Origin of the sequence: Arsukibacterium sp. (assembly GCF_036735525.1) — a bacterium.
Classification (GTDB): Bacteria; Pseudomonadota; Gammaproteobacteria; order Enterobacterales; family Alteromonadaceae; genus Alishewanella.
Window position 1 is genome coordinate 1 of sequence record NZ_DAINOE010000041.1, and the last position, 19,065, is coordinate 19,065.

The following is a 19,065-nucleotide window of genomic DNA, read 5'->3' on the forward strand; positions in this document are numbered from 1 at the left end:
AGGCTCATTTTCAGCCGTTTTCAGTTTCTGGTAGAAGCCCTGGTAAAAGTTATCCAGTTCTTGTTGCCATTGCAACTGACCTTTGGCAATGTCATCAAGCTTTAACTCCATATTTGCTGTAAAATCATAACTCAATAAGTCATCGAAGTTTTCAACAAGCCGATCAGTGACTATTTCGCCCATTTTTTCCGCGTAAAAGCGTTTATTATCAACCCTGACATAGCCACGCTCCTGAATGGTCGAAATGATGGCAGCATAGGTAGATGGGCGACCGATACCGCGTTTTTCCAGCTCTTTTACTAAGCTGGCCTCACTAAAACGCGCCGGTGGCTTGGTGAAGTGTTGGGCGCTGTCCAGCGATTGCAGCGCTAAGATTTCACCGGTTTTCACATCCGGCAGCTCAGCATCTTCTTCTTGCTTACGCGTCATCGCTGGCTGCACCCGGGTCCAGCCGTCAAATTTCAGCACCCGACCTTTAGCTTTTAACTCAAAATCGCCTGCTACCACAACTATAGTGGACACATCATATTGCGCCGCGGGCATCTGACAGGCGACAAACTGCCGCCAAATTAACTCATACAATTTACGGGCATCAGCTTCCATCTCACCAAGAGCACTGGCAAGCACATTAACATCAGAGGGTCTGACCGCTTCGTGTGCTTCTTGAGCACCGGCTTTGCTACCATAGGCAATAGCTTGCTCTGGCAGGTAGGCCTTACCAAAATGGCTGGCAATATACTCCCGGCAACTGGCTACCGCTTCACTGCTGAGGTTAGTTGAGTCGGTACGCATATAGGTAATATGGCCGGCTTCGTAAAGGCGTTGTGCCAGCATCATGGTTTTTTTAACACCATAACCCAAGCGGGTACTGGCCGCCTGTTGCAAGGTAGAAGTAATAAATGGCGCTTGCGGCTTACTGCTGCTCGGCTTGTCTTCACGCTCCTGCACCACAAAGCTGGCTTGTTGTAGCTTGTTATAGGCCGCATCGGCTTCTGCTTTGTTAACGGGTTTAAACGCTTTGCCGAGCTCACGACTTACCGCTAACTGCAGTGGCAACTGCTTTGCGGTATGAGTATGAGCATCCAATGTCCAATACTCTTCCGGGACAAAGGCTTTAATTTCGCGCTCACGTTCAACCACTAAACGTACTGCTACCGATTGCACCCGACCGGCAGACAAGCCCCGGGCCACCTTTTTCCACAACAAAGGGGAGACCATAAAACCCACCACCCGATCTAAGAAACGGCGGGCTTGCTGGGCATTAACCTGATCCTGATTGACATCACCGGGGTGTTCAAAAGCATTGCTGATAGCGTTTTTAGTGATTTCGTTAAATACTACCCGCTTAAACTTACTATCATCACCACCAATAATTTGCTGTAAATGCCAGGCAATAGCTTCTCCCTCACGGTCTAAGTCGGTTGCCAGATAAACGGTATCCGCTTTGTCGGCCAGGGCTTTTAATTCCTTTACCACTTTTTCTTTGCCAGGCAAAATTTCGTATCGCGCTTTCCAGCAGTGCACTGGATCTATGCCCATACGATCGACTAACGCCTGATATTCTTTTTGTTCTTTACTGAGCGTTTTATTGGCGCTGCGATCTTTATCTTTGGAGCTGCTGGTTGGCAGATCACGGATATGCCCGACACTGGACTTCACTACAAAATCTTTACCAAGATATTTATTGATCGTTTTCGCTTTTGCCGGTGATTCGACTATTACTAGTGATTTCGCCATCTTATTCCCGATAACCCTTAATGTCGGCACCCATTATGGCGCCCTTTTTTAACGTATATCCGTAAACCGCAGTTGTGACAAGTGAATAAACTCATTATTATGCCAGACAGCTCATTTTTTTGAGCTGTCTGGCTAATCACTAACCAGAACAGAATGAAGCCTATATAAAGCAAGCGGCCGCAATAATAACAAAAATAGAGCCCTTCAAACCAAAGGATATAAAGCAAAAATGAAGTATTTTGAAGCAAATTTCGATGGTCTGGTAGGACCAACCCATAACTATGCCGGCTTATCCGTCGGTAATGTTGCCTCGTTATCTAATGCCAAAAACAGCTCCAGTCCAAAGCAGGCGGCCAAGCAAGGTCTGCAAAAGATGAAAGCACTGCATGATCTTGGCATGGTGCAAGGGGTATTAGCGCCACAAGAGCGCCCTGATGTCTATACGCTACGTCGTCTTGGTTTTACTGGTTCAGACTCAGAAGTGATCAGTAAAGCGGCCAAACAGGCTCCTGCGGTGTTTCGTGCGGTATGCTCAGCGTCCAGTATGTGGACCGCCAATGCCGCGACTATTTCACCCAGCGCCGATACGGCCGATGGCAAGGTGCATTTTACCCCTGCCAATTTAACCAATAAGTTTCACCGCTCGCTAGAGCCGCAAACTACTGGTCGTATTTTACAGGCCATGTTTGCTAACCCGGAACACTTTGCTCACCATCAACATCTGCCTGATAATGATCACTTTGGCGATGAAGGCGCAGCCAACCATACCCGGCTTTGCGCTGATTACGGCAAGCGTGGCGTTGAGCTGTTCGTGTTCGGTCGTTATGCCTTTGATCAAAACAAACCCGCGCCAAAACGCTTTCCAGCCCGTCATACCCTTGAAGCCTGTGAAGCCGTTGCCCGTTTACACGGTTTGAGCGATGAGCATGTTGTGTACATGCAGCAAAACCCGGATGTGATTGATCAAGGCGTATTCCATAACGATGTGATTGCGGTAGGTAACCAAAATGTGCTGTTTTACCATCAGCAAGCCTTTGTAGACAGCCAGGCTAAACTAGCCGAACTAAAACAAAAATTTGGTAATCAATCTGAGTTATTCCTGATTGAAGTAAAAGATCAGGAAGTCAGCGTTCAGGAAGCCATCAAAACTTATCTGTTCAATACGCAGGTTATTACCCTGAGTAACGGCGAGATGGCGATTATTGCCCCGACAGAATGTCAGGACAGCCCCAGTGTTTCTGCTTATCTGGCTGAGCTGACGGGTCGCGGTACGCCAATCAAAAATGTGCACTACTACGATGTAAAACAAAGCATGCGTAACGGCGGCGGCCCGGCGTGTCTGCGTTTACGGATTGCGTTGAGCGAACAGGAGCGCCAGGCGGTTAATCCAAACGTGCTGATGAATGAGCAGTTGTTTGCCACTCTTAATAACTGGGTAGACAAACATTACCGGGATGAAATTTCAGAAGCAGATTTGGCCGATCCGCAATTGTTGCAAGAATCACGTACCGCGCTTGATGAGCTGACTCAATTATTAAAACTGGGGTCGGTGTATCAGTTCCAACGTTAAGCATATCAGCGACTACACGATTTACTGAAACAAAATATAAACAACAACGAATAAAAAAGGGAGCATTAAGCTCCCTTTTTGTTTAGTGCAATATTAATCAGAAAGTATCAGCACAATTGGCTGAAGCACCAAAGGGGTTACGGGCCGGGGTTGCAGCTTTCACAGTGACGTACGAAGATGGATAACTTAATACGTACTTTCTTGAACTACGATTCTCAGTACCAGAGGCAAAAGCCGATACTGAAATATTAACATGAGTCCATGCTGCAAAATCAGCAGGATAAGTTAACTTAAATTCGGCCACACCAGAGCTATCAGTGGTTACTTGCTGCGGCACCGATACCACATTACCCGGGGTAAGCGAACCATCGTTATTAAAATCTTCACCCGGGTCAAGCACACCGTTTAGGTTAGCATCTTCGTTTTGACAACGTACGCTTTCCTGAGGGGCCCAGAACTCAAACTCTTCAGGATTGGGAACCATCACCCAAATGCCTTTCGAGTATGCCCACTCGTTAGCTTCAGGAGCTGCGGTGTCTTGCGGATTAACAGGCGTTACAGCAACATTGAGTACCTGATTTGCCACAGGGTTACCTGATGCATCAGTAACAATAACCGAAAAGGCTTTGCGGAATATAGTAGAAGATGGCACTTCTACGGTATTACCAGTACCAAAACGGAAGAATAAGGTTCTTTGGCCAACAGACAAGGTAGTGCTACCACTCTGACCGTCAACATTAGCAGTGATCAATACTTCATTAGCGCCCGTGGCAGCGGTAGCAGTATAGATAGTAGAGGCAATGCCCTGAGAATTAGTGATACCACTAGCAGGATTTAACGTGCCACCTGCAGAGCCGCTCAGTACAAAGCTGACAGTTTTGTTCTTAACCGGATTATTATTGGCGTCCCTTACCACAGCCCGAACAGAACTTTGTTCGTTAACACCTAATTGACTTGGAGAGGCTTGTACTTCTACAGCAGCAACAGAGTTAGCGACATACTCCAAAAGAAGTTGAGCACCAATCAGATCCTCTTCTTCACCCGCGCTGGCACTAATAGTTACCAGACCGGCACTGGCTGATTGAACAAATACTGTCGCTTCGCCATCAGCATCAGTATTCACCATAACATCGGTTTGTCCGGCTATGGGTGTAGCTTCATCTGCAAAAACGATGCCGCGAGTAACCACAAAACTAACCGGTTGATTTGCCTGAGCCACACCGTCTTTAGACCACCGAACCGTCACTGCAGAAGGCGTATTCAACATGACTTCCTGTGAAACTTCACTGTCAACAAAAGAGAACTCATCAGCGCTGACATTTACTGTCGCAACTTGAGTCAAGCCGAGCCCTGATACAGACACAGTGTCAACACCACTATTGGTTGCGGTATATGTTACTTCAGCCTGTCCGACACTATTAGTTTGCAATGAAGTTGCGCTTAATGAATTACCAAGGGCAGAAGAAATGCTCAAGGGTTGATTTGCAAGCGCATTACCATCAAAGTCCCGCAATAAAATACTCACCGTACGACTGGCACCTACGACCAAAGCGCCCGGCGCTGAAATGTCAATAGAAGTTCCAACAACATTCACCGTCAACTGCTCTGATCGGTCGCCAACCTGAGCATTAACAACTATGGAGCGTACAGCTGGGTTGATTTGAGATTTTAACACTGCAGAAGCTATGCCATCAGCCGCTGTCACGGCATTAACAATTTCAAGTTCTCCACCCAACGCACCTGCAGGACTGGTAGAGAAAGCCACTGGGACACCCGCCAATAACACGTTACGTGTGTCTTTAACTATGGCATATAACTCTACTTTGTCAGTAGCGCCACTACCCAGTTGAAGTTTATTCGCCAGCAACGTCAGAGAACCGATTGTGACATCAACCTGATCTCCACCATCACCTGCAGAACTAAAGCCAATGGCTCTGGATACAGAACCAGCATCCGCACCTGCAGGTGCAAAGGTGGCGGTGATTTCACCCGCACCGCTCTTGGTACCAACCAGAATACCAATAATGGCGACCCCTTCAGCATTTGTCAGAGCGGTTCCTGCGGCATTATTGAAAGAGGCCAGGCCAGCATCACTTAAATTAAAAGTAATCAGCCTATTTGCCACACTACCGTTGTTGGTAGCGCTTAACGTTGCCGTCAGTGTTAATGGTGTTGCTTGCGACAGATTGGTAGACGCTACACCACTTTGCTGAGTTAACTGCAAGGTGAGTGAAAAGACAGGGGTTATGGTACCACCACCGTCACCACCGCCACCATCCATGGTGCCACCGCCGCCGCAAGCAGCTAATGTCATTAGAAGTAATGCAACCAGTAGTTGCCGGATGTTTTGCATGGAGACTCTCCCTAGCTATTTTTATATATAGTTTTTGTTAATTCTGCATCTTAAACCATTAATTATCCAGACGTCACAGCTATTTTTAAAAAAAATTTCTGCTGTACTGCCTTTCAGTACCACAAACTGATAGGCTAAGCCACTATTCTCACCCTAAATTATCTGAAGTCTTATGGCAAATTCACATAAACTTGGCCTGACGGCCCGAATTGTAATAGGCATGGTAGCTGGCTTAGTAGTTGGCTTCCTGTTCAAATTCCTGCTTGCTGAACAGGACGAACGGCATCTACTGTTATTTGGTATGGCGCTGCCTTTGAAAGCTTTTTTTGTTGACGGTATTTTTCACATTGGTGGCGAAATATTTATTGCCAGCTTAAAAATGTTAGTCGTTCCCTTAGTCTTTGTGTCGCTGGTTTGCGGTACCTGCTCACTATCCGACACCAGCAAGCTGGGTCGTTTAGGAGGTAAAGCAATTGGTCTTTATCTGGTAACAACCGCTATTGCCATTTCACTCGCTATTGGTTTTGCCTTGTTGTTTACTCCTGGCGCAGGGGTCAACATGGTTGCCGATCAAACCTATGATGTCAGTCAGGCACCTACCCTGGCTCAGGTTTTTATTAACATCTTCCCCAGTAACCCCATTGAGTCTATGGCCAAAGGCAATATGCTGCAGATAATTGTGTTTGCAGTGTTATTTGGTTTGGCGATTGCGCTTTCTGGCAAAGCCGGGGAGCGACTGGCGGCCATGTTCAGTGATCTGAATGAGGTAATCATGAAATTGGTGACCTTATTGATGAATCTGGCTCCTTATGGGGTGTTTTTCCTGATGGCCAAGCTATTTTCTACAATGGGTGATTATGAAACTATCATAAGCTTGGGCAAATATTTTAGTGTGGTGTTGGGTGTATTACTCTTGCATGGGCTGGTGAGCTACCCGATCTTGTTAAAAGCACTATCTGGCTTAAACCCATGGGTCTTTATGTTAAAAATGCGCGATGCGGCGCTATTTGGTTTTAGTACCTCCAGCAGCAATGCCACCATACCAGTGACGTTAGAAACGGTGAACAATAAAATGGGGGTGAAAAACAGCATCAGCTCTTTTACCGTGCCATTAGGTGCCACGATTAACATGGATGGCACTGCCATTATGCAAGGCGTAGCAACCGTCTTTATTGCCCAGGTGTTCCTGGTTGATCTAACGCTAACTGACTTTTTAATGGTGATCCTAACCGCTACACTGGCGTCTATCGGTACTGCTGGGGTACCAGGTGTTGGATTAATTATGTTAGCCATGGTATTACAGCAAGTTGGCTTACCGGTAGAGGGCATAGCGCTGATTATCGGTGTAGATCGCTTATTGGATATGACCCGCACAGCGGTGAATGTTACTGGTGATGCCATGGTGTCTTGTATCGTTGCTAAAAGCGAAGGAGAGTTGGATCAGGCCATATTTAATGACCCCAAAGCAGGATTAAAACAAGAGGATATAGACTTTCATCACCTGCGTTAATTAGCGGATATTTCATATAAAAACACAGCGGGCACAGAGTTATGCCCGCTGCAGTTTCAGCTTAAAACCAACGGCTGCTATCACTTAATTTTTGCCAGACTGCTGAGCACAACTCTGCACTTCCCTGACCGATTTTTTCGGCTAACCCTTTTGGCTGCTTAAAGCTAAATGCCACTATATGGGCACGCTCCAACGCTGATAACAGGTAATCATCACTGGTCTGAAGTTTATCAATTAATTTAAGATCCAACGCCTGATAACCAAACCAATGCTCTCCGGTCGCGACTTGTTCAATGTCAAGCTGAGGTCGCTGATGACTGACAAACTGTTTAAATAACTGGTGGGTATCTTCCAGCTCTTGTTGAAACTTTTGCCGGCCCTTGTCGGTGTTCTCACCAAATAAAGTCACTGTGCGTTTAAATTCGCCAGCAGTAAATTGTTCAAAATCAACATTATGCTGTTTAAGCACTTTGTTAAAATTGGGCAACTGGGCAATCACTCCAATAGAGCCAATAATGGCAAATGGCGCGGCCAGAATTTTTTCGGCGACGCAGGCCATCATATAACCACCACTGGCCGCAACCTTATCTACCGCTACGGTTAAAGGTATTCCCGCTTGTTTCAATCGGGTCAGCTGCGAGGCAGCTAAGCCATAACCATGCACCACTCCACCACCGCTCTCCAATTTTAACAACACTTCATCTTGTGCTGTGGCCACGCCCAGAATAGCTGTGACTTCTTCTCTGAGCGCTTCCGTTTCTTTGGCTTGAATGCCACCATGGAACTCCAGCACAAAAACTCTGGACGCTTTGTTTTCTGGAGTTTTGTGTTGTTTAAGCCATTGTTTGAAGCTTTTTTTATCCAGCAATTGCTCTTGCACTGCTTGCTGTTGTTGCTGATAGTGTTTAGTTAAATCAGTACAGTGTAACTGACCCTTTTTTGATTTTGACTTACCGGCTGCATTGGCTATCAGTCCAATAATCAGCGCAATGGCAAACACTAAGGTGACTGTTTTTGCTAGAAACAGGCCATATTCCATTATAAATACCAAGCTCAATCTCCTGAAACGTATTTAAAAGAGGTTACACGGTGCATTAAAGCAAAAGCCCGGTGCGAAATGCAACCGGGCTTTAGAGAATACCGCAGTACTAAATAAAACCTTAGTCAGCAAGTACCGCAGGATTAGCAACCAACAAGCCTTGGCCCCTGTTCAGGAAAAAAGTCACCGTTTGCGTTTGCATCTCAGTCGTAGCTGCAGCGCTGGGTGAAGGGCTTAAAATAGAGCTGTGCGAGCCAGCGTTAAAGCGGGCTATTGCATTGCTGCCATTTAGGTTGATTCCTCCAGCGGAAGCAGGAATACCAGCTGCGTTCAGCAAACGAGCCATCGGCTCAGTACCCGCTAATGGCATTTTACCCGCAGCCAAGGCTGCTAAAGGATTAAAGTAGCCGTTAGGAATAACTTGATCTGGTAAATTCGCACCACCATCACCCACGACTTCGATAATGTAGGTCGGTGTTCCACTCGCTACCAGACGCTGCGCATAGTTATTTGGGTCGCCAGCATCAGTAACCGTTTGCGCCGCAAAAGCAAATTGCGTCAATGTCGCATTAACGCGATTTAGCTGAGCTGTATTGCCAGTGGTTACCAGACTCGCTAGATAGGCATTTACTACCGGAGCAGCACATGCCGGATAAGTTGCAGCAGAAGCAGCTGTTGGCACACCACAATCAGTATTTGTAGCGACGTAACCCACAAACTGACTTGTCAGTTCGCCACCTGCGCCCAACATCACACTGGCTTTAATCAGTGGACCAAAGGAAGCAGAATCTAACAGGAAGTTCGCCACTGCACCACCAGGCATAGCCAGCGCCGCGCTCTCAACCTTAAAAGCAGCATCCAGCATAGCATTACCACTTGGCGTATTAGCTAATGCCACCATGGTAGCACCTGTTATGCCACCTAAAGAGTGGCCTAAAAACTGTACCCGGCTTAAATCTAAATCCACACCCTGAGCGGTATTCAACGCAAAGCGCAGTGCCAGCATATCTGCGATACTTTGACGCAGGTTATCCCGGGTAACCAACAAATTAGACAGGTTCATGTAGTCGGTTGCTGAATTGGTCGACGCATTGAACGTTAATGTGATCACCTCTTCTTCAGCATTCACTACCTCAGCAGTAAAACCACGGGCACCGTGCAATGGATGGTCTATAGCAACAGTAGCAAAGCCCTGAGAGGATAAAGTACCCGTAATGGCTAGCATATCTTCTTTACGTGATGTAATACCGTGTTGCAGTATCACCACCGGCCATCCCGCTTCAGGCATTGGAATAACATTGCTGTCAGGCACAGTCATTTGCACAGCAATATTTTGATAGCTGTTAATGGCCGGGATAGTATTGAACTTGGTCAAATGTCTGGCAGCATCTAAACGAAAATCACGTAAAGCACCTTGAGATACCGCATTACAAAATCCATCATTTTGCATTTGCGCAGGATCAGTGATAGCGGATTCGATTCCCGCAATTTGAGCTGAACTCAGGCTCGCAATAATGGCACCACTGTCACAACGTGCTTTCCAACGGCTGTTTAAAGGCGCAAGAGCATTTGACTCTGTTGGCGCGCTTAAGAAATAAGGCACCATCATAGTACCTGTATAGTAACGCGCCAGACTAAATGCTGGCTGTCCAGCAAACAGAGGGTTTAATTGTGCCACCGTTAAACCAGTGTTTTGCAGCGTTAGAGGTGTTGGTGCATAACCGGTGGGTGTGGGTGATGCCATCAGTTGTTTAAGGTTAGCTAATACCGCACCTGCAGATTGAGTGGTCATAGCTGCAGTATAGATTAACTGATCTTTATTGACGCCTTCGTCACGAACCAAGGTGTTTTCAAAACTGTTAATTACAGCCTGCAAACCACGCTGCGCTTCCGAGCCCAACGGCAGGGTAGCTAGATCTTGCTTAACAAGTTCATAGTTAGTAGAAGGCTTGATACTGCGGCCCTGATTGTCCTGTAAACCTGACGTGAGCGCCACAATATAAGTGGTAGCCGGTGCTAAAGGTTTTAATGGAATAACAGCAACACTGTTATTGACCCCGGATGAGACAAAGTCCTGGCCGAAAACCAATTCCTCAACAATTTTACAGGCTAAACCCCGAGGTACCGGCTGACAATCGCTATCAGGGGATCTAGGATCACCCATCACGGCTTTAAACAAACGGACTGATCCAGGGGCACTGGCTGAATCGTTATTCAAACTTACACCTGGAGCAAAACTCAACGCTATAGAAAACGGATTTTGTGTTGACCAACCATCTAACGCACCTAAAGCAACTTGCGGGTTTGTATAGTCTGGGTTTGCACCGGTATCCAGAGTCAAGGTACCGTCTGTTGTGCCTTGGAACAATAAATCATTAGGAACAGAAACTGCACCAGCAGAAGGGTCAAATACCACTCTGGAGCTGGGAATAACCTGATCCTGTTCTGTATCTTGCTTAATATCTTCCAGTGAATCACCGCAGCCGGTAAGTCCGAGTGCGACGGCAACGGCTATGCTGATAGCTAGCTTATTCATATGTTCTCCCCTGTCCTAGCTCTTGTCTGTTTTTTTATGTTGCAAAGCAAAATGTTACTTTGCTTATTAAATTCTGGTGGCTATTCCTGATGAACAGCTACGACCAGTTAAAGTTAACTCAATCTTCTTAAGATCGCTAGCGTAAAAATACACTATTCGTGAAGAAAGGTGCAAAATCGTTAAATTCCAAGTATGCTGGCGCCGTTTTTTGCCGGTAACAGGTTGGAATTTATGCATCAGTATACTGCGCCCACTGCGGCCTTACAGCACAAAGTTATTTTAATCACTGGCGCCGGAGACGGCATTGGTAAAGAGGCGGCTCTCACCTATGCGCGCTATGGTGCTACGGTTATTTTGCTGGGCAAAACCACCAATAAGCTCGCTGCAGTTTATGATGAAATTATGGCGGCAGGCGGTGCCGAGCCAGCTATAGTCCCATTGGATTTAAAAGGGGCTACTGCAAAGCATTACCATGATCTGGCGGCAACAATACAGACTGAGTTTGGTCGGCTGGATGGAATTCTGTATAATGCAGGCAAGCTAGGGGTATTAAGTCCCTTTACTCATATAGATTTAGACACCTGGCAAGAGGTGATGCAGGTCAATGTCACCTCTGCAATGTTGCTAACTCAGGCACTGATACCCTTACTCAGTAAAGCTGACAACGCTTCAATCATTTTTACCTCTTCCGGCGTAGGTCGAAAAGGCCGGGCACTGTGGGGCCCTTATGCAGTCTCTAAGTTTGCTACAGAAGGCTTGATGCAAATTATTGCAGATGAATATGATAACAGTGGTATTAGGGTTAATTGCATTAATCCTGGCGCGACCCGAACTAATATGCGTGCCAGGGCATACCCGGGTGAAGATCCGCAAACATTGAAATCACCAGCACAGCTGATGTGGTTGTATTTGTATCTGATGTCTGATGATAGCAAGGGTGTGACTGGCCAGTCACTGGATGCACAACCCAAATAACTATTCATCAGCGCAAAAACGGATATAAAAAAACCGGCGAAAGCCGGCTTTTTTTATGTCCAACGCGATTAATTAACGCGGAGTTAAAATCTCTCCGCCGTGCTCAGTGGCCCAGGCGTTCCAGACAACAACCTTAGCATTGAAGTTATCTACTGCTTTTGCTGTAGCTTCGGCAATCAGTTTATCAGTATCTTTAGCAAATTTTTTATCTACCTGGCTTAACGGCACCACGCTAATACCACGTTCCTGCAAACCTTTTTTCATGGTATGAGTGGCAAGTAGATGTAAACTGCCATTCTCAACATAAAACATCTGCTTGTCTTTATTGATTGTTTTAAATTTTGGTTTAACAGGACGTGCAGAATGTTGCTCAGCTGGCTGAGCATCTGTTACCACCAGATCTGCAGCACGCTTATAACCAAGCTGTTCAAAAGTATAACCTTTCTCTTTTGCGATCTGCTCTAAATGATTGACTAACTCTACTTCTTGATGCCGTTCAGCTAACACCGCATTCAATGTTTCTATCACATCGTTTAATTTTACCAGGGTTAGTTCTTTCGCTGCTTTTTTAAGTTCACGCTTATCAAGTAAAATAGACATTTTCGGCTCCTGTTTAAAACATATCCATAGCATAAACAAAATACTATTTAAAAGAAAGGAATACACATAGTATTCCTATTTAAGAAACTTAGCACAATGTAAAATAGCTACTTGAAATTGGCCAGCAACGCTATAATTTCCGAGGTTTTTTGCTGCATTAGCACATTATCATGTTTGGTTTCGACATTTAAACGTAAAACATTTTCAGTATTAGATACTCTTAAATTAAAGCGCCAATTTATCATTTGCATGCTAATTCCATCTAACTTATTCGTTTCAATTGCTTCATTGGAATAATAGTTAGTTATGTATTGCATCGCTTTCAATGGCTCAGCTAAATGAAAATTTAGCTCACCAGATGAGGGGTAATCAGTAATCATTTGCGCTACCAGTTCAGCCAGCGCTCGTCCACTTTCGCAAACCAGTTGTGCCACGAGTAACCAAGGAATCATGCCGCTATCGCAATAACCAAAATCACGAAAATAATGGTGAGCACTCATTTCACCACCATAAATGGCATCCTCCTGTCGCATCCGCTCTTTAATAAAGGCATGGCCGGTTTTACTGCAGATAGCAATTCCACCGTTTGCTTTTACAATCGCCTCGGTATTCCAATACAATCTGGGATCATGAATAATCTTTTGTGGGCCATATTGGTTTAAAAAAGCAGCGGCTAGTAACCCTACTATATAATAGCCTTCAATAAAGTTACCCAGATGATCAAATAAAAAGCAGCGGTCGAAATCGCCATCCCAAGCAATACCAAAATCAGCCTGATGTTGCAGTACGGCCTGTGCCGTTACGCCTCTATTTTCAGGTAATAACGGATTGGGGATGCCATTTGGAAAATCACCATCGGCCTGATGCTGAATTTTAATAAAGCTAAGTGGAATTGAATGCCTGTTGAATTGCTGCTCCAATGCATCAATGACATGGCCGGCAGATCCATTGCCGGCGTTGACCACCAGCCGCAGTGGTTTAAGGCTGTCGGGTTTAATATAGCTAAGGAGATGCTGAATGTAGGGTGCCAGTATCGATTGTTGCTGATATCGGCCATTAGCAAAAACGAAGCGCCCCTCTTTCTGAACATTATCTAGCTTGTTATCAGCAGCAAGTTGCTGCAACGCTAAAAACGATGCTTCTGGAAAAGGCTCTACCATAACATTCGCCGTTTGTTGCTTAATGGCCTGCAAACCACTATCACCACTAATAGGTCTGGCACCGCGACGCACTAACTTCATACCATTAAAATCAATGGGGTTATGGCTAGCCGTTACTTCAATGGCGCCGTCAATATCCAGATGTTGCGCAGCAAAATACACTTCTTCTGTACCTGTCATGCCAAGGTCAATGACATCTACACCTTCTTGCAACAATCCCAGTGCTAACGCCAGCTTGAGTGCCTCAGAGCTGTGTCTGATATCCCCCCCTAAGGCAACAATTCGCGGTTTTAGCTCAAGCGCAAAAGCACGACCAATGCTCCAGGCAACATGCTCGGTTAACTCAGTGCCCAACTGGCCGCGAATGTCATAAGCTTTAAAGCAACTCAGTTCTGGCAGTATTTGCTCAGTTGCGGCCATATTTATCCTCAAATCGAACGATGTCGTCTTCGCCTAAATAACTTCCCGATTGCACTTCTATCAATTCCAGTGGAATTTTTCCGGGGTTTTCCAATGAATGCACCACACCAATAGGAATAAACGTCGATTCGTTTTCAGTCACCATAAATTCGCGGTCACCATTTCTCACCAGCGCTGTGCCACTGACCACTACCCAATGCTCTGCCCGGTGATGGTGTTTTTGAACTGACAACTTAGCACCGGGTTTTACCGTAATATGTTTAACCTGATAACGGTTTCCCTGATCAACAGAATCATACTTACCCCAGGGACGGAATACTTCACGGTGAAGTTCTACTTCACTACGACCGTATTTCTGCAGCCTGGCAACAATGTTTTTTACTTGTGTTATTGCCTGCTTACTGGACACTAAAACCGCATCCTTGGTTTCAACGACAATAACATCGCTCAGCCCGATCACTACCACCAGTTTCTCTTCAGCATTGATATAACTATCAGAGGTCTCCTCCAGCAACACATCACCGCGACAAGCATTACCGCTGGCGTCCTTAGCCATCACTTCCCAAAGCGCATCCCAACTACCAATATCACTCCATCCTGCAGCTAAAGGCACCATAACCGAGTTAGCCGATTTTTCCATCACAGCATAATCGATTGAATCAGATGGACTACTGGCAAAGCTACTGCTGTCCACCCGCACAAAATCCAGATCAGTATTAGCCTTGGACATCGCTAGTTCGCAAGCCGCCACGATGTCAGGCGCAAATTGACGTAATTCAGCTAATAAGCTGCTGGCTTTAAATAAAAACATGCCACTGTTCCAGTAATAGTAGCCAGATTGCAAATATTGCTCAGCCAGTGCAGCTGCTGGCTTTTCTTTGAATTCGGTGACCTGATAAATCGGCTCAGGAGTAAAAGCAGCCAGCGGTTGGGCAGAGCGGTTGATATAACCATATCCGGTGTGCGCTGATGTCGGAACTATACCAAAAGTTACCAATTTACCAGCCTCAGCTGCAGGTACTGCCTGCAAAACTGCCTGATGAAACGCGGGAATATCTTTAATGACATGGTCAGCCGCCAGCACTAAAAGCAAGGGATCTTGCTGTAATTGCAGTGCTTGTAAAGCCGCTAAGGCAATCGCAGGGGCTGTATTGCGGCCCACTGGCTCTAACATGATACTGGCACAGGGCATTGCCAGCTCCCTTAACTGCTCGGCGACCATAAACCGATGATCTTCATTGCATACCACTATAGGTGATGCCAGTTCAGGTAACCCTTTTAACCGAAGTAAGGTGTTTTGCAGCAAGCTTTTTTCATTGACCAGTGATAAAAATTGTTTAGGCTTTTTGGCGCGGGAAAGTGGCCACAGCCTGGTACCTGAGCCACCTGAAAGAATAACAGGTATCATACTAACTCCTTTTAAAATTGTCCTTTTGTGCAAGGGTTTATTAGCCCCTGCTAGTATAGACAGCTTTACATAATAAAGTCACTGACTGTGATAAAGTAATGCCTTTGAATGAATGAGTCTTTTTAATCTGGTCGGTGCTGTAGACCGTGTGAAATCGGCTATCTTGTCGCGACTTTTTTGCAGGAATGAATGTTATGCCACAATTTAAAGATCTCTTCGTAAATAATAAAAACTGGGCGGATCAGATTGAACGCGATCAACCCGGTTTTTTTAAGCAATTGTCTGAACAGCAAGCACCAGAGTACCTATGGATTGGTTGCTCTGACAGCAGGGTGCCAGCCAATGAAATTGTCGGCCTGATGCCGGGTGAGCTTTTTGTGCACCGCAATGTCGCTAATCTGGTGCTGCACTCTGACATGAACTGCCTGTCGGTACTGCAATACGCCATTGATATTTTAAAAGTAAAACACATTCTGGTAGTGGGCCACTACGGCTGCGGTGGCGTGAAAGCCGCAATGCTAAAACAGCGGGTAGGTTTTGTTGATAACTGGCTTCGGCACGTAAAAGATGTTTATGCGATGCACCGCGAAGACATCGAGCAATTTGAAGATGAAGATCAGCGGGTTAACCGCCTGATTGAGCTAAATGTAGTTGAGCAGGTGCGCAACCTCTGCCATACCAGCTTTGTGCAGGAAGCCTGGGAGCGTGGTCAACCGCTGACCGTACACGGCTGGGTTTACAGCTTGCGCAATGGTAGAGTAAAAGACTTACGTGTCAGTCATTCGAGCATGGATCAAATTGACCAGATTTATGCCATGGACGCCTGTGCCGACACGTCATTCGCTACAGATGAGTTGCCCTAATTAAGCCGGGTTGAGTTACAAAATCACCGTTTTATTACCGTGCACAAAGACTCTGTCTTCGACAATATAGTGTAATGCCTGACTCAAAGCGGCTTTTTCCACATCGCGGCCGGTTTTTGCCATATCCAGCGCACTGTAATTGTGATCAACCTGTACTACCTGCTGCGCAATAATAGGCCCTTCGTCCAGCTGATCATTCACAAAGTGTGCAGTAGCACCGATAATTTTTACCCCTCGGGTGAAAGCCTGCTGGTAGGGGTTGGCACCAATAAAAGCCGGTAAAAAACTGTGATGAATATTAATAATACGCTGTGAAAACTGCTGCACAAAGGCCGGTGTAAGGATACGCATAAACTTAGCGAGAATAAGAAAATCTGGCTGATACGGCGTAATACAGGCTATTAACGCCGCTTCATGCGCCTCTCGGCTAAGGTTTTGATGGCAAACAAAATGATATGGAATATCAAATTTATCTGCCAGACTTTGCAGTTGTGGGTAATTGCCGACAATAGCGGCAATATCAAGCGATAAACTGCCATCAAACACCTTCATTAAAATATCGCCCAGACAATGCGATTCCTTGGTCACCAGAATCACCACACGCTTCGAACGCTGACTCAGCAAGTTTCGTCGGCTGCCTACTGGTAATATAGTATCCAGATCCGCTAGCAGCCGGTTGTCATCAAATACCCCTTCAACTATGGTCCGCATATAAAACTGGCCGCTGTCAGGGTCAACATATTCAGTATTACGGATAATATTCAGCTGATGCTGAAAACAAATATTGGTAATTTGGGCAATCAGCCCCTTAGAATCAGGACACTCTGTCAATAACGTTTTACGTTCCATCTAACTCTCTGTCAAAACATGTGATGTGATAGCTTATTGTTTTACCTGCTTCTGCGTTTAGCGTCAAAGATATTTAGACGTCTAAATGCCGCAAAGCCGCTTTTCTTGTTGTTTAGCCTGGCTAATTGCATAATAGGGCGTCTGATATTTCACCTACTGCCTACAGGTTGCTATGACCCGCTTTGCTTTTGATGCTATTGGCTTTATTCGATCGCCCTATAAACAAAAATTTGCCATACCCCGTCAACCCGGACTGATAGCGGAAGCCTGCGGCGAACTGGTGCTAAGCCCACCTTATGCGGATGACGCCATAGTCCGTGGCATGGACAGCTTTAGCCACCTGTGGTTAGTGTTTGTCTTTCATGAAACAGCAGAAAAAGGCTGGTCACCGCTGGTCAGGCCGCCACGCTTAGGCGGAAATGCGAAAAAGGGCGTCTTTGCCACCCGCGCCACCTTCAGACCTAATCCAATTGGTTTATCTGTCGTAAAACTAGAGGGGGTGGTACGAAAGAATGGCCAGCTTATATTGCAGATCAGTGGCTTAGATTTATTGGATGGTACGCCGATTTTAGACATTAAGCCTTATTTGCCTTATGCTGATGCCATACCCACTGCTGATGCTGGTTTTGCTGATACCGCACCACACACGGCGATGACGGTCAGTTTTTCAGCGCAGGCAGCAGAATTTTGTCAGCAACAAACTGCCTACCCACAGTTGCAGTTGTTGATTGAAAAAGTGTTAAAACAAGATCCCCGGCCATCCTACAAAAAACAGCGGGATGGCCAGCAGCAATACGGCATGAGCCTATACCAGTTTAATATTAAATGGAGCGTCGATGGAGAGCACAATCATGTTACTGAGATCAGCCCTATGCCTTAGCTTTTTGCTGGCCAGCAATCAGGCAACGGCGATACCCGATTTGCCAGAGCCGGTCAGTAACAATGCCGTGGCCAGTACCACAGTTCGCGGCAAAACCTATGTGTTATCCGCAATGGGTATGGGGCCAGGCAAACAAGCTACCGATATCCACAATAAAGTCTGGATGCATTCGCTGGGCGAGTTTAACTGGGCTGAAATGCCGCCCGTACCCAGCCAGCAACGGCTGAATGGTCGGATTGGCGCCAGCGCCATAGCGCTGAACAATAACTTTTTTATCTTCGGTGGCGCCAGTCTGGATAATAATGGTCAGCTGCTAACTGCTAATGACAGCTACCGCTTCGACCCTATAACCCGCCGCTATACCAAACTCAATGATATGCCGGTACCGGTGAATGATGCCGCTATCGTCAGCTATCAAAACCGCTATATTTATTTGATTAGCGGTTGGAGCGATCATGGCAATGTTAATCTGGTGCAGTTGTTTGATAATTTTACCCAGCGCTGGAGTCAGGCGACACCCTTTCCGGGTAAGCCGGTATTTGGCCTTGCCGCGGCTATTCATGACAACATTATCTTAGTGTGTGATGGCGTGAGCATTGATTATCCCAAAGGCCAACCCAGACAATTTGTGATGGAGCCCGCCTGCTGGCAAGCTAATATTGGCAGCAATGCCAATCAGTTAAGTTGGCAGCAAGTTGCCCACCCCACCGGACAAGGGCGTTTTAGAATGGCCGCCAGCACCGTCATAGTCAATAATAAGCCACTGTTTGCCTTTATTGGCGGTAGCCATACGCCCTACATTGCTAATGGTATTGGCTTTAGCGGTAAGGCAGCAGAGCCTGATAGCGCTATCTGGCTGTACTCCCCCACAGAAAGTACATGGTTAGACACGCAAAGCGGCAGTGCTGTAATTGATCTGACGGGCGCAGTGGAGCTAAATGGCTTGCTCTATACCCTGGGCGGTATGCAATCAGGGCAGCAAGTAATAAATAAGCCGATTAGCCATCAGATTAATCTTCTGCCAAATTGATTCACTTGCTAGAATGGCCGTCATTTTTCGACTTTTGCTTTAGAGAGTAGCATGCGCACCAGCCAGTATTTATTATCGACCATGAAAGAAACCCCGGCCGATGCCGAAGTGATCAGCCACCAGCTGATGCTTCGC

The 19,065-nt window shown here is 46.2% G+C and carries 14 protein-coding genes; 6 read left to right on the forward strand and 8 right to left on the reverse strand.

Annotated features, from left to right (window positions below):
- On the reverse strand, positions 1–1,737 hold a 1,737-nt coding region (gene topA, locus V7D78_RS09655), incomplete at its 3' end, for a type I DNA topoisomerase (RefSeq protein WP_333608242.1).
- Positions 1,738–1,966: 229 nt separating this feature from the next.
- Between topA and astB the strand changes: the two genes are divergently transcribed.
- Entirely contained in the window at positions 1,967–3,307 is a 1,341-nt protein-coding gene (gene astB, locus V7D78_RS09660; RefSeq protein ID WP_333608243.1) for an N-succinylarginine dihydrolase, read from the forward strand.
- Between the two features lie 97 nt (positions 3,308–3,404).
- On the opposite strand, the gene V7D78_RS09665 is transcribed toward astB, so the two are convergent.
- A complete protein-coding gene (locus V7D78_RS09665) occupies positions 3,405–5,660 on the reverse strand; it encodes an Ig-like domain-containing protein (RefSeq protein ID WP_333608244.1) in 2,256 nt (751 codons plus the stop codon).
- Positions 5,661–5,832: 172 nt separating this feature from the next.
- Between V7D78_RS09665 and V7D78_RS09670 the strand changes: the two genes are divergently transcribed.
- Entirely contained in the window at positions 5,833–7,170 is a 1,338-nt protein-coding gene (locus V7D78_RS09670) for a dicarboxylate/amino acid:cation symporter (protein WP_333608245.1), read from the forward strand.
- A 61-nt stretch (positions 7,171–7,231) separates the two neighbouring features.
- Here V7D78_RS09670 and sohB read toward each other — a convergent pair whose 3' ends face one another.
- Positions 7,232–8,221, reverse strand: a complete 990-nt coding sequence (gene sohB / locus V7D78_RS09675; RefSeq protein WP_333608246.1) for a protease SohB — start codon at positions 8,219–8,221, stop codon at positions 7,232–7,234.
- A 109-nt stretch (positions 8,222–8,330) separates the two neighbouring features.
- Positions 8,331–10,745, reverse strand: a complete 2,415-nt coding sequence (locus tag V7D78_RS09680; protein ID WP_333608247.1) for a VolA/Pla-1 family phospholipase — start codon at positions 10,743–10,745, stop codon at positions 8,331–8,333.
- A 231-nt stretch (positions 10,746–10,976) separates the two neighbouring features.
- Between V7D78_RS09680 and V7D78_RS09685 the strand changes: the two genes are divergently transcribed.
- Positions 10,977–11,720: a YciK family oxidoreductase gene (locus V7D78_RS09685; RefSeq protein WP_333608248.1), complete on the forward strand. Its 744-nt coding sequence runs from the start codon at positions 10,977–10,979 to the stop codon at positions 11,718–11,720.
- 72 nt (positions 11,721–11,792) lie between these two features.
- Here the strand turns inward: V7D78_RS09685 and V7D78_RS09690 are convergent, their stop codons facing one another.
- The 3 genes from V7D78_RS09690 to V7D78_RS09700 all read right to left on the reverse strand — a co-directional run bounded on the left by V7D78_RS09690 (position 11,793) and on the right by V7D78_RS09700 (position 15,308).
- Positions 11,793–12,320, reverse strand: a complete 528-nt coding sequence (locus V7D78_RS09690) for an H-NS family histone-like protein (protein WP_333608249.1) — start codon at positions 12,318–12,320, stop codon at positions 11,793–11,795.
- A gap of 107 nt (positions 12,321–12,427) precedes the next feature.
- Entirely contained in the window at positions 12,428–13,900 is a 1,473-nt protein-coding gene (locus tag V7D78_RS09695) for a phosphomannomutase CpsG (protein WP_333608250.1), read from the reverse strand.
- Complete coding sequence (locus V7D78_RS09700) at positions 13,887–15,308, reverse strand: mannose-1-phosphate guanylyltransferase/mannose-6-phosphate isomerase (protein WP_333608251.1); 1,422 nt, start codon at positions 15,306–15,308, stop codon at positions 13,887–13,889. The genes V7D78_RS09695 and V7D78_RS09700 overlap by 14 nt, the downstream gene beginning before the upstream one ends.
- A gap of 194 nt (positions 15,309–15,502) precedes the next feature.
- On the opposite strand from V7D78_RS09700, the gene can reads away from it, so the two are divergent.
- Complete coding sequence (gene can / locus V7D78_RS09705; protein WP_333608252.1) at positions 15,503–16,171, forward strand: carbonate dehydratase; 669 nt, start codon at positions 15,503–15,505, stop codon at positions 16,169–16,171.
- A gap of 15 nt (positions 16,172–16,186) precedes the next feature.
- Here can and purU read toward each other — a convergent pair whose 3' ends face one another.
- Complete coding sequence (purU, locus tag V7D78_RS09710) at positions 16,187–17,020, reverse strand: formyltetrahydrofolate deformylase (protein WP_333608253.1); 834 nt, start codon at positions 17,018–17,020, stop codon at positions 16,187–16,189.
- A 172-nt stretch (positions 17,021–17,192) separates the two neighbouring features.
- Here purU and tsaA point away from each other — a divergent pair, with 172 nt between their 5' ends.
- Positions 17,193–17,900 carry a tRNA (N6-threonylcarbamoyladenosine(37)-N6)-methyltransferase TrmO gene (tsaA, locus tag V7D78_RS09715; protein WP_333608254.1) on the forward strand — a complete coding sequence of 236 codons (708 nt, stop codon included), beginning with the start codon at positions 17,193–17,195 and terminating at the stop codon, positions 17,898–17,900.
- Positions 17,872–18,930 (forward strand): Kelch repeat-containing protein, encoded by a 1,059-nt coding sequence (locus V7D78_RS09720; protein ID WP_333608255.1) that lies wholly within the window; start codon positions 17,872–17,874, stop codon positions 18,928–18,930. The genes tsaA and V7D78_RS09720 overlap by 29 nt, the downstream gene beginning before the upstream one ends.
- Positions 18,931–19,065 lie beyond the last annotated feature (135 nt).